The organism is Clostridioides sp. ES-S-0001-03, from assembly GCF_020676075.1.
Taxonomy (GTDB): domain Bacteria; phylum Bacillota; class Clostridia; order Peptostreptococcales; family Peptostreptococcaceae; genus Clostridioides.
The window spans coordinates 24585-37434 of sequence record NZ_JACVWJ010000011.1; the positions used below are offsets into that span (position 1 = coordinate 24585).

The following is a 12850-nucleotide window of genomic DNA, read 5'->3' on the forward strand; positions in this document are numbered from 1 at the left end:
TATTATATATTATATGACTAGCTGTTATTTTTATTACATTTACCCAAATATATTGCCTTATTACAATAAACTATACTAAAATTTATATTAGAATATAAATTCTGTTCACATTATAACATATTAAGGGAGGAATATTTTATGAAAAAAGAATTTAGGAAAAAAGTTATTGAGCATAGAAAAAATAAAGGTGCTGATTTTATACTAAATAATTCAAATTTGATAACAGAAAAATTACTTCAAATGGAGGATATAAGAAACGCAACTAACATAATGCTTTATCTAGATTTTAATAACGAAGTTAACACAGATAATTTAATCAAAAAACTTTTATCTCTAAAGAAAATAGTCTCAAGTCCTATTACAATAAAAGAAAATCATACATTAATTCCTACTCAAATAACAGATTTAGATAACGGACTAAAAATTGGTGCATATGGAATAAGAGAACCTAACGAAAAATCGCCTAAAATTGATATTAAAGCTTTAGATGTTGTAATTGTTCCAGCTGTTGCATATGACATACATTGCTATAGATTGGGATATGGCGGAGGATTTTATGATAGATTTTTAGAGAACTTAAGAAAAGACGCAATAACTATAGGAATAGCATTTGACTTTCAGGTATTCGATTCTATTCCAAAAGAAACTCATGATGCTCAATTAAACTATATAGTTACTGAAACTAGAATTCTTACACCAAATAATTAAGACTCTCAATACTATTAATATAACACTCTGTTTAATATTTAATTTTTATCTCATTCAATGAATATTTTAAGTCATGGCTTTTACATCAATAAAGCTTCAAAATGATTTATTTACATTAATAAAAACCATGACTTTATTTTACTATACAAATAAATAGTTATCTAATTACAAATATATTTTTATTTAGTAGAATTTAATTCTATTCTATCTGGAAGTTCACTCATATTTGTTTCAACCACTATGTATGGAAGAGAATCCTCCTTATCCTTATACTTTATCTTAACTCTCAAAACTTCTTTTCCTTCTTCACTTACACTTTCTATGTTATCCATCTCAATACCATATTTATTATTTCCCCTAGTTACTATGATGTATATTTTATTATCAATTTTAGCTGCTAATGCCCTTTCTTCATTCGTGTATTTGTCCATAACGTCAAGTATCTTTTCTGGTATTGAATTCCTTTGCAATACTGTATAATCTATTGGTTTAGTTTTTTCTATAAACATACTTGGTATGAATATAAATCCTCCTATTACAAATATAAGAGCTATAACTCCATAAATTATACCTTTAATATTAAACTTTACATTCAATTTTATCACTCCTCCCATCTATTTAAATATATGATTTATAATTTTGTCTTAGACTTTAAATCATCAATAATAAAATGTTTATTAACAATTGTCTTCAAGTATAAAACAATTAAAAAAGGGATTTTATGACAAATAAATTATAAAATAAAAAAGAGTTATATAAAAACAATTAAATTGTTTTTATATAACTCTTTATTTTACAATTCCAAATTACTTATTTACCATTAACTCCTTCTTGATAGCCAGATGTTTTTGTAATCTGTCTATAAAGAACACAAACCAGTATTATGACGCCCATATATCCGGTATATGGATATAAGATGCCAACCAGCTTATCAAATGGTAAGAATCCTCCTATAAGACCTAATATAGCTGTTATTACTGTTATTAATTTGAATTTAGGATGATTATCATCTACAAATCTATTAGTTACTGACCATAATAAAGGTACAGCTGTTGTATATATTCCTAATATAAGAACTATTGAGAATAAAACTCCAACTAGTGGTGAAATCTTATCAGCTAAGAATAATGAAGGTATTGCTTTTGAATATAAGTTTCCTATATCAGAAAGCATTGCTAAGTTCATCATTATAGCTGCTGCCATAAGTGCTACCCCACCTAGTATACCACCACAAACAGCTTCTTTTTTATTAGCAGCACTTGCTCCTAATCCTGTTAAGAACGCCATGACAACGATTGTATTATAAGTAGTGTATATTACACCAGATAGGTATGCGTTTGGAACTGGTCTAGTTACCTCTACAGTTTTAAGAATCTCTCCTGCTTGAGATAAATTACCTATATTACTGCTTAAACTTATAGCTCCAACTAAAAGTGTAAATATTATTATTATAGGTCCTATTCCACCTAGTATCTTTGATAATTTATCAAGACCTAATGAAACAGTTAATAATGCTACTACTGCCATACCTATTCTACCTACAAATGGATTTAATCCATAGTATTCAGTTAAAGTTGCTCCTGCTCCTGAAATCATTACTACGAAAACACCAAATAAGAATAAAGGTCCAAACCACTCAAAGAATATTCCTAAATACTTACCACAATAAACACGATAAATTTTGATAGGTTCCTTAAGTTGAAGTTCTTTACCTTTTGACATTACTGAAGCACCCATCCATGAGAATAATACCATTGAAATTATCCCACCAATAATACCTGCAAACCCATAAAAAGTGAAAAATTGCATTATTTCTTGTCCTGTTGCAAACCCAGAACCGATTACTGTTGCTACATAAGCTCCTGCGAAACTGATGACTGTTTTAACATTTACTTTTTCTGACATATCTCAGTTACCTCCCCACGTGAAATTTTTTCATCTGCTTAATTACTTCGATAAACTACTTACAATTTCCTTTAACATAAAATCCATGATAACTGTTTTAAAACTTTTTGTATTTTGTATAATAACTTAAAACTTATAGCATATTTTTTATACAGTATACCTCCCTTCATACAATTCTTTAAATTCTTTTTATCTAAGTAGTTATTATATGTATAAAACTAATTTCCCTATAAACTATATATTAGTCATATTTTTCTGAATAGTCAATATATATTTGAATATTTCCTCTATTTTTGTAAAAATTTGAATATTCGGTTAGGTTTTTGATAAATTGATATAGTGTATAAAAAAGAGAGATACAAATTCATATAATGCTTTATATCTCTCTTTTACACATATTATATTGTTAACAAACATGCATAATTTATATTTCTTACATTCTTTTTGCAAGAATAGCTTCTTTTACAGCTTTTACTATGTCATCACAAGTTAATTCATATTTTTTTAACAATTCGTTTGGAGCACCAGATTCTCCAAAAGAATCCTTAATCCCAACTTTTTTTACAATAGTTGGATAAGATTCTCCAACTGTCTCACTTACAGCAGAACCTAATCCTCCAATTATACTATGTTCTTCTACAGTTACAATGGCATTAGTTTCTTTTGCTGATTTTAATATTAAATCCTTATCTATAGGTTTTATTGTTGACATATTTATGACTCTAGCACTAATACCTTCTTCTTGCAATTTTTCTTGTGCTAATATAGCATCATTCACCATAATCCCACAAGCTATAATCGTGACATCATTGCCATCTCTTAGTACTACACCTTTTCCTATTTCAAAGTGATAATCCTCATCAAATAAAACTGGAACTGAACTTCTTCCTAGTCTAACATAAACAGGTCCATTGTATTTAGCTATTTCAAAAATCATCTTCTCTGTCTCTACTCCATCAGCTGGAACAAGAACTGTCATATTTGGTATAGCTCTCATTATTGCAATATCCTCTACACTTTCATGAGATGCTCCATCTTCTCCAACAGTAAGTCCTGCATGAGTAGCACAAATTTTTACATTTAATTTTGGATAACAAACTGAATTTCTTATAATCTCAAATGCTCTTCCTGTAGCAAACATAGCAAAAGTACTAGCAAAAGGTATTTTTCCAGCAGTTGATAACCCACAAGCAGCACCTATTAGATTTTGTTCGGCTATACCCATATTAAAAAATCTATCTGGAAATGCTTCATAAAAATCATGTGTCTTTGTAGACTTTGATAAATCTGCATCTAATACTACAACATTGTCATTTATTTGTCCTAATTTTACCAAGGCTTTACCATATGCTTCTCTTGTTGCCATTTTATTCATTGTCAGCACCTCCTAATTCAAGTAAGGCTTGTTCTAGTTCTGCATCATTTGGAGCTGTCCCATGCCATCCTGCTTGATTTTCCATAAAAGATATTCCTTTACCTTTTATAGTCTTTGCAACTATCATTGTAGGCTTTTTAACTGTTGATTTAGCTATATCAAGAGCAGCAAATATTTGGTCAAAATCATGACCATCTATTTCAATTACATTCCATCCAAAAGCCTTAAATTTATCAACTATTGAACCTAAGTTCATTACACTTTCTATGTTTCCATCTATCTGAAGTCCATTATTGTCTAAAAAAGCAATTAAATTATCAAGTTTATAATGTGCTGCACTCATAGCAGCTTCCCAAACAATACCTTCTTGAACTTCTCCATCACCAAGTAAAGTGTACACATTCCATGGTGCATTATCTAATTTTGATGCCATAGCCATCCCACATGCAGCCGAGAAACCTTGACCTAAGGAACCTGTAGATATCTCCACACCAGGTGTTCCTTTCATATCTGGATGGCCTTGTAACATTCTTCCTATTTTCCTCAGCCCATTTAATTCTTCCTTATCAAAATAACCTTTTTCAGCCAATGTTGCATATAATGCTGGTGCAGCATGTCCTTTTGATAATACAAATCTATCTCTATCCTCCATTTTAGGATTTGAAGAATCCACATTCATTTCATCAAAGTATAACGCAGTAAGTATTTCAACTACTGATAATGACCCTCCTGGATGTCCAGATTTGGCTCTATGTATCATAGAAACTATATCTCTTCTTATGATACGCGCAATCTCATTTAATCCTTTATGGTCTCTCATGTAATTACCTCCCTTGAGTTTGTAATTTTTATATCAATTCCATATTATTATATCACTTTTATGCTATTTTTTTTCGTTATTTTTGATTTTATTAGCTTAGGCACTAAAATTAAACTCTATGAAATATTTTTAAAGAAAAAAGGGATTGTCTAACAAAAGACAAATCCCTCTTTAAAAAGTAAACAATCCTAAACTTATTTGAAGTCCATCATCTACTTTTATCATCATATTTTCATCTAGACAACCAATTTTTTCCCTCAGCCTCTTTTTATCAATAGTTCTGATTTGTTCTAAAAGAATCACTGAGTCTTTATTAAGCCCATATTCATTGGAACTTATCTCTACATGAGTAGGTAATTTGGCTTTATTAATCTGAGATGTTATAGCTGATACTATAACTGTAGGACTATATTTATTACCTACATCATTTTGTATTATCAGAACAGGCCTAACTCCTCCCTGTTCTGAACCAACAACTGGACTTAAATCAGCGTAATATAAATCACCACGCTTTATTTCACAATTAGTACTCACCTTGGGCAATCTTCCCTTCATTTTTATCATCAGAAGATACTTCGTCAACTGTCATACCTAGTTCAGCTAATGACAGATTAATTTGACCCATTTCTCTATAACCCGTTTTCATAGATTCTTTAATATGAATTCTCTTTTTCTGAGTTATATAGAACTGAAAAGCAGCTTTTGCAAAATCTTCTCTGTTACTGTTCTCCATCTGAACAATACTATCAACTTCAGAAATCAGAGAGTCTGGTAAAGTAACTTCTATTTTTTCTTTACTCTTATCGTACACAAAATCGCCTCCCAGATTATAATATCATGGTTTTATTTTAGCAAATAACTGTTTATTTGTACAAGCTCATTATTTTCCATATAAACACGGTCAACTCTTCTTGATATCATGCATAACACTTCATAGTTTATAGTTCCTAAGTCTTTGGCTATACGTTCAGCTGTAACTTCACCTTCTCCAAATAGTATAACCTCATCTCCAACTTTTATGTCTACATCTTTGTCAATTCTAACCATTATTTGATCCATACAAATTCTACCAACTACATCAAATACTTCTCCTTTAATAATAACTTTTGGATTCTTTTGAATTCTAGTAAATCCATCTGCATATCCTATTGGAATTGTAGCTATTGTTTCCATACTAGTAGTTGTATATTTTAGTCCATAACTTATTCCTATACCTGGTTCAACTTGTTTTATATGTCCGATTTTTGATTTTAATTTCATGGCTGGTTTTAGTTCTAGTCTTTCTTTAAATACATCATCAGATGGATAATGACCATATAATATTATTCCTGCTCTTACCATATTTAATCTTAAATCAGGGCAATCCATAATAGCTGCACTATTTGATACATGCTTTATAGCTATTTCTACACCAGCTTCATCTAACTTATCAGACATAAATTTATAATTATTAGCTTGTTTATAAGTGTACTCTTTACTTACTTCATCAGCTGTAGCAAAATGAGTAAACATACCTTCTAAATTTATATATTCTAATTTATTTAATTTTACTATATCCTGAACTGACTCTTCATTAGGTTGGAAACCTATTCTAGTCATTCCTGAGTCTATTTTAATGTGAACACAGGCTTTTTCTCCTAAAGATTTTGCAATTTCGTTTATCTTTTGTGCTGTTTCTAAAGAATAAACGGTCATAGTTATTTTATTTTTTATAGAATCTTCAAAAGCTTCATCTGGAGTATATCCTAAGTTCAAAATAGGAAGTGTTATACCATTTTGTCTAAGTTCAATTCCTTCAGCAGTTCTTGCTACTGCTAAATAATCTACTTTTTCCTTTTGTAATAATTTTGCAACTTCTACTGCACCATGTCCATATGCATCAGCTTTTATTACTCCACAAACCTTAATATCTTCTTCTAATAAATTTTTAATATTTTTTAAGTTAAATCTTAAGTTATCTAGATTTATCTCTGCCCATGTAGGCACTGTTATTTTTTGCATTTCTTTAGTCCCCCTTAGTTTCTGTATTCAAAATCTCTGTATTTTACTGTAAATCTTGGCACTCCTTCATTATCTAACACTTCCATCTTTTCAGGGTTCTTTGTGTCAGCATTTACATATAATACTTGCTTATTAAAATATTTATTATCCCCAGGAATAAAAGTCTCTAAAACCAAATTTCCTTTGGATAACTTTATTTTCATCTCTTCGTTTTGAAGATAATTTTTTATAAAGTCTCCTATAAAAAGATATTGATTATTTTTTCCTGTATTAGGCAATTCCACTATATCACTGATATTTGGATTTTTAACTAATATTTTATCACCTTGATACTCTATACTTTTTCCCTTTAAGTGTTTTGGGGAAATTACTTCTAATTTATAGTTATCAGTTTTTTTATAAGTATGAATTAAAACATAATTGTGTGGGCTCTTATTTCCAACTACTTCTACTTCAGCTTTACAACTGTAAGAATTCATATCAGAAATCTGCTTTTGAAAGTCTTTGTATACTTCTTCTTTTGTGGACTGTCGTTTTTGGCATCCTATTACAATTATAACCAGTGCCAAGAACATAATACATACTATAGTCCACTTTTTTTTCACATCACACCTCCTACTTCAGTTTATTCATTATATAAAGCTTTTATTATATCATATCTACAGATTATACCTTTAATTTTATTGTCATCATCTACTACAGGAACTCTGTTTATTGATTTTTTAATCATTATATTAGCCACATCATCGAACTTATCATCTTCATGAACTTTTATTATGTCTTTAGACATCAGTTCTCCGACTTTATACGCTGCTACTTGCTTTATGTCTTTTTCTACCTTTTTTAAATCATCTAAAAAAATCAGCCCTTGTAATAAATTTATATAGAGAGGTGCTTCTATATATTTTTCTTTTTTAAGAATGTCTGTTTCAGAAATTATTCCAACAACTTTATTTTCTGAATCTACAACTGGCAATCCTCCTATTTTCTCTGCAATTAGCATATTAGCTACATCTGCTATACTATCATCTTGTTTTGCTACTATTACATCTGTTGTCATTATTTCTTTTGCTGTTTTATCCATCATAGTGTAATCACTCCTTAGTCCTTAATTATAGTTATCGCATTTGCTATAGCATAATCTTTTGAATGTGATATTGAAACTTTTATTTCTAAAACATTATAATCTATGCACATTTTTGCCAGATTATTATAAGTTTTTACTATTGGTTTTCCCATTTCATTTCTGAGAACCTCTATATCTTTAAAGTTAAACATTCTGATTCCTGTACCCATAGATTTACTTATAGCTTCCTTAGCCGCAAAATTACCAGCTATACTTTCTGCCTTAAAATTTTTAGAATTAAAATATTCAATTTCTTTATCTGTAAACATTTTCTCTAAAAACCGATTATTTTTTTCTACAGCTTTTTTTATTCTGTCAATTTCAACTATGTCCACTCCAATATCAAATATATCCATTTTTCCTCCAGAAAATTTATAATAGCTCTTTTCATTTAATAATGAATTTATAAATTTACTATTGATAATACCTATTATTGTTTAGTTTATGTTACTTATACCAATTTAATAATCATTATAATAAAATTGTAACTTTTAAAATTATTTATAATAAATAACCTATGTAAATCTATTATATTATTTATTATACTACACAAGTAAGCAAATTTTTTAAATTTTATAAAAATTTTATATAGATTCCTTATATGAATATTTTTTCACTTCTATATAATCTATCTAAACTTTCTTTATCTTATTAATTACAACATAATTTTGCAGTAAATTCAAACATTTTGTGAATTTATTATCAGTACAATTTCTCCATACTTTAAACTCTATTTGTTGTTATTTTATTAACACCAAAACATAAAAAAAGTCACTTTGACCAAAAATATTTTTAGTAAAAATGACTTTTCATGTTTTATATTAAGTTATTAAATCCATTCAGCAGATTCTGTCAATATAACGGTTTTATTTTGATCTACATTAACAAATCCTTCTGATATTTTTGCTTCTTTAAAATTTCCATCTTTTTTTATCTTCAAAGTCCCTACAGGTATGCCTGAAACAAATGGTATATGACCTTTCAATACCCCTTTGTCTCCCTTTGTAGTTCTAACTACTATCATTTCAACTTCTCCATCATAAAATGTATCATTTGGAGTTACAACTTTCAATGAAAATTCACTAGCCATGACTACATACTTCCCTTCGCTTTTTTAACAGCATCTTCTATTGTACCTACAAACAGGAATGCTGACTCTGGTAAGTCATCATGTTTACCTTCAAGTATCTCTTTGAATCCTCTTACAGTTTCTTTAACAGGAACATATTGACCTGGATTTCCTGTAAATTGCTCTGCAACTGTAAACGATTGAGATAAGAATCTTTGTATTTTTCTAGCACGTGCAACTATTAACTTATCTTCATCAGACAATTCATCCATACCAAGTATGGCAATTATATCTTGTAGTTCTTTATATCTTTGAAGTATTGATTGAACTCCTCTGGCTACTTCATAATGTTCTTTTCCTACTATACTAGGGTCAAGAATTCTTGATGTAGATTCAAGAGGGTCAACCGCTGGATATATACCAAGTGATGATATTTGTCTAGATAAAACTGTTTTTGCATCTAAGTGAGAGAATGTTGTAGCTGGTGCTGGGTCAGTTAAGTCATCTGCTGGTACATATACTGCTTGAACAGATGTTATTGAACCTTTCTTAGTTGACGTTATCCTCTCTTGAAGTGCACCCATTTCAGTAGCTAATGTTGGTTGGTAACCAACAGCTGATGGCATACGTCCTAGAAGTGCTGAAACTTCTGAACCAGCTTGTGTGAAACGGAATATATTATCAACGAAAAGTAAGACGTCTTGTCCTTGCTCATCTCTAAAATGTTCTGCCATTGTAAGTCCAGTTAAAGCAACTCTCATTCTTGCTCCAGGTGGCTCGTTCATCTGACCAAATACTAGAGCTGTCTTATTTATAACTCCAGACTCACTCATTTCTCCATAAAGGTCATTACCTTCTCTTGTTCTTTCTCCTACTCCTGAGAATACAGAAATACCACCATGTTGCTTAGCAATATTGTTTATAAGTTCTTGTATTAAAACTGTTTTTCCTACTCCTGCTCCTCCAAATAGACCTATTTTTCCACCTTTCAGATATGGTGCTAGCAAATCAACTACCTTAATACCTGTTTCTAGTATCTCAGCTGTAGTTTCTAGTTCGTCATATGCTGGTGCTGGTCTATGTATAGGTAACTTAGGCGCAGACTTTGGAGCTGGTTTTCCATCAACTGGTTTTCCAAGAACATTGAATATTCTACCTAAAGTTTCATCTCCAACAGGAACACTTATTGGTCCTCCTGTATCTACAACTTCCATACCTCTTACAAGTCCATCTGTTGCACTCATAGAGATACATCTTACTGTATCATCACCTATATGTTGAGCAACTTCTGCAACTATTTCTTTATCTCCTAACTTTATTACTAACGCATTTAATAAGTTAGGTAGGCTTTGTTCATTATCAAACTTAACATCTAGTACAGCTCCTACAATCTGTACTATTTCACCTACATTTGCCATTTCCTAACCTCCCTATTTTAGAGCTTCAACTCCACCAACTATCTCTGTTATTTCTTGAGTTACAGCTGACTGTCTTGCTCTGTTATAACTTAACTCTAAATTAGATAGCATTTCATTCGCATTATCTGTGGCTGATTCCATCGCAGTTCTTCTAGCTCCTTGCTCTGATGCAAAAGATTCTAAAATCCCACCATATATTGTACCTGATACAAACTGAGGCACAATATAACTTAAGACTGCTTCTGCTGATGGTATATATTGTACTTTCGATTTATTTTGTTTTTCTTCTTTTATTACAATTCCATGGTCATCTGTATCTTTTTCAAACACCAATGGAAGCAATTTTAAAACTTCAACTTCTTGTAATAACGCTGATTTAAACTTTGTATAAGCTATATAAACTTCATCTACTTCACCTTTTTTATACAGGTCAATAACAGTTTGTGAAATTTCTATCGCTTCTTCATATCCACAAGCTTCAACACTATTTATATCTTTTGCTATATTGTAATTTCTCTTAGAAAAAAACTCGTGTGCCTTCTTTCCTACTGTGATAACTGTTTCTTTTTTTCCTTCCATGTGAGATACAGATTCCTTTAATACATTGGAATTGTATCCACCTGCAAGACCTCTATCTCCAGCTACCACTATATAGCATTTATTTTTTACTTCTCTTACTTTTAAAAATTCATTTCTAACTCCACGTGTTGTTTGGGCAATATCTTTTACTGTATCGTACAAAGTATTAAAGTATTCTCTTGAATCTTCAGCTTTTTCTTTTGCTTTTCTAAGCTTAGAAGATGCAACAAGTTCCATTGCTTTAGTTATTTGTTTTGTACTTTCAACACTCCCCATACGTGTTTTAATCGCTTTAATTCCAGCTCCTGCCAATTAATTTACCTCCTTTTTTAAAAAGGATTATACTTCAACAACAAACTTTTCTTTAAATTCATTTATTGCATCTGTTAAATCATGAGTGAAGTCTTCTCCATCTAATATTTTTCTTGATATTTCTGGATAATTATTATCTACAAATGCATACAATTCTGATTCAAATCTAGCTATATTATCTATTGGAATATCTTCCAAGTGATTATTTATAACAGCGTATATTATCATAACTTGATTTTCAACTTTTATTGGTTGATGCTCACCTTGTTTTAATATCTCAACGATTCTTTCACCTTGAGCAAGTCTCTTTTTAGTATCTTCATCTAAGTCAGAACCAAATTGTGAGAATGCTGCAAGCTCTCTATATTGTGAATATGCAAGTTTCAATGTACCTGCAACTTTTTTCATTGCCTTAATTTGCGCAGAACCACCAACCCTCGATACTGATATACCAGGGTCAACTGCTGGTCTTACACCTGAATAGAATAATTCTGGTTGTAAGTATATTTGACCGTCTGTTATAGATATAACATTTGTTGGTATATACGCAGAAACGTCTCCAGCTTGAGTTTCTATTATAGGTAAGGCAGTCATTGAGCCTCCTCCTAATTCATCAGATAACTTAGCTGCTCTTTCAAGTAATCTTGAATGTAAGTAGAATACATCTCCAGGATATGCCTCACGTCCTGGTGGTCTTCTAAGTAATAATGACATTTCTCTATATGCAACGGCTTGTTTACTTAAATCATCATATACTATAAGCACATGTTTTCCATTGTACATAAATTCTTCACCCATAGCTGCTCCAGCGTATGGTGCTATATATTGAAGTGGTGCTGATTCAGATGCTGTTGCTGAAACTACTATTGTATAGTCTAAAGCTCCACCTTTTTCTAATGAACTAACTAATTGAGCTATAGTAGAACGTTTTTGCCCAATTGCTACATATATACAGATAACATCTTTTCCTTTTTGATTTAATATAGTGTCGACAACTATAGATGTTTTACCAGTTTGTCTGTCACCTATTATTAACTCTCTCTGACCTCTACCAATTGGTATCATTGAATCTATTGATTTTATACCTGTTTGTAATGGCTCATAAACAGATCTTCTATCTATTATACCAGGTGCTTCAGATTCAACTGGTCTAGTTTTTGTACAAGCTATAGGTCCTTTTCCATCTATTGGCTGACCTAGAGAATTTACAACTCTACCTATTAAGGCTTCTCCAACTGGAACTTCAACTATTCTTCCAGTTCTCTTAACTATATCGCCTTCTTTTATTCCACTGTCATCTCCAAGTATAACAGCTCCAACTACTTCTTCTTCTAAGTTAAGTGCCATACCATATACTTCACCTGGGAACTCTAGTAACTCACCAGACATAGCTTTTTCTAATCCATATACACTAGCTATACCATCCCCAACGGTTAAAACACTACCTGTATCTGTCAATTCAACTTTATTCTCATAATTCTTTATTTGCTGTTTAATTATAGAACTTATTTCTTCAGGTTTTAAGTTCATGGGTTCA

The 12850-nt window shown here is 30.7% G+C and carries 15 protein-coding genes; 1 reads left to right on the plus strand and 14 read right to left on the minus strand.

The annotated features are described in order from the left end of the window. The first annotated feature begins 138 nt into the window (after window positions 1–138). The gene (locus tag IC174_RS17695; protein ID WP_227436202.1) at window positions 139–708 is read left to right on the plus strand and encodes a 5-formyltetrahydrofolate cyclo-ligase; all 570 of its coding nucleotides are present in this window, start codon (window positions 139–141) and stop codon (window positions 706–708) included. A gap of 179 nt (window positions 709–887) precedes the next feature. Here the strand turns inward: IC174_RS17695 and IC174_RS17700 are convergent, their stop codons facing one another. The 14 genes from IC174_RS17700 to atpA form a co-directional block, all read right to left on the minus strand. Next, window positions 888–1304 carry a hypothetical protein gene (locus IC174_RS17700; RefSeq protein WP_255613098.1) on the minus strand — a complete coding sequence of 139 codons (417 nt, stop codon included), beginning with the start codon at window positions 1302–1304 and terminating at the stop codon, window positions 888–890. 214 nt (window positions 1305–1518) lie between these two features. Continuing rightward, a complete protein-coding gene (locus IC174_RS17705; protein WP_227483590.1) occupies window positions 1519–2613 on the minus strand; it encodes a hypothetical protein in 1095 nt (364 codons plus the stop codon). A gap of 433 nt (window positions 2614–3046) precedes the next feature. After that, a complete protein-coding gene (locus IC174_RS17710) occupies window positions 3047–3988 on the minus strand; it encodes a transketolase family protein (RefSeq protein ID WP_227483591.1) in 942 nt (313 codons plus the stop codon). Further along, window positions 3981–4808, minus strand: a complete 828-nt coding sequence (locus tag IC174_RS17715; protein WP_227436212.1) for a transketolase — start codon at window positions 4806–4808, stop codon at window positions 3981–3983. The genes IC174_RS17710 and IC174_RS17715 overlap by 8 nt, the downstream gene beginning before the upstream one ends. Before the next feature lie 171 nt (window positions 4809–4979). Beyond that, the gene (locus IC174_RS17720; protein WP_003421356.1) at window positions 4980–5363 is read right to left on the minus strand and encodes a type II toxin-antitoxin system PemK/MazF family toxin; all 384 of its coding nucleotides are present in this window, start codon (window positions 5361–5363) and stop codon (window positions 4980–4982) included. Next, window positions 5332–5619 (minus strand): antitoxin, encoded by a 288-nt coding sequence (locus IC174_RS17725; protein ID WP_227436214.1) that lies wholly within the window; start codon window positions 5617–5619, stop codon window positions 5332–5334. The genes IC174_RS17720 and IC174_RS17725 overlap by 32 nt, the downstream gene beginning before the upstream one ends. 32 nt (window positions 5620–5651) lie before the next feature. Beyond that, a complete protein-coding gene (alr, locus tag IC174_RS17730) occupies window positions 5652–6809 on the minus strand; it encodes an alanine racemase (protein WP_227436215.1) in 1158 nt (385 codons plus the stop codon). A gap of 14 nt (window positions 6810–6823) precedes the next feature. After that, a complete protein-coding gene (gerS, locus tag IC174_RS17735; RefSeq protein ID WP_227483592.1) occupies window positions 6824–7414 on the minus strand; it encodes a germination lipoprotein GerS in 591 nt (196 codons plus the stop codon). 20 nt (window positions 7415–7434) lie between these two features. Continuing rightward, the gene (locus IC174_RS17740) at window positions 7435–7896 is read right to left on the minus strand and encodes a CBS domain-containing protein (RefSeq protein WP_227436219.1); all 462 of its coding nucleotides are present in this window, start codon (window positions 7894–7896) and stop codon (window positions 7435–7437) included. 14 nt (window positions 7897–7910) lie between these two features. Further along, complete coding sequence (gene acpS, locus IC174_RS17745; protein ID WP_227436228.1) at window positions 7911–8291, minus strand: holo-ACP synthase; 381 nt, start codon at window positions 8289–8291, stop codon at window positions 7911–7913. 473 nt (window positions 8292–8764) lie between these two features. After that, window positions 8765–9025 (minus strand): ATP synthase F1 subunit epsilon, encoded by a 261-nt coding sequence (gene atpC, locus IC174_RS17750; protein ID WP_227436229.1) that lies wholly within the window; start codon window positions 9023–9025, stop codon window positions 8765–8767. 2 nt (window positions 9026–9027) lie between these two features. Beyond that, window positions 9028–10422 carry a F0F1 ATP synthase subunit beta gene (gene atpD, locus IC174_RS17755; RefSeq protein WP_227436232.1) on the minus strand — a complete coding sequence of 465 codons (1395 nt, stop codon included), beginning with the start codon at window positions 10420–10422 and terminating at the stop codon, window positions 9028–9030. A 12-nt stretch (window positions 10423–10434) separates the two neighbouring features. Next, window positions 10435–11313, minus strand: coding sequence for an ATP synthase F1 subunit gamma (gene atpG, locus IC174_RS17760; RefSeq protein ID WP_227436233.1), 879 nt, complete (start codon window positions 11311–11313; stop codon window positions 10435–10437). Window positions 11314–11340: 27 nt separating this feature from the next. Next, window positions 11341–12843, minus strand: coding sequence for a F0F1 ATP synthase subunit alpha (gene atpA / locus IC174_RS17765; protein ID WP_227436234.1), 1503 nt, complete (start codon window positions 12841–12843; stop codon window positions 11341–11343). Window positions 12844–12850: the final 7 nt, after the last annotated feature.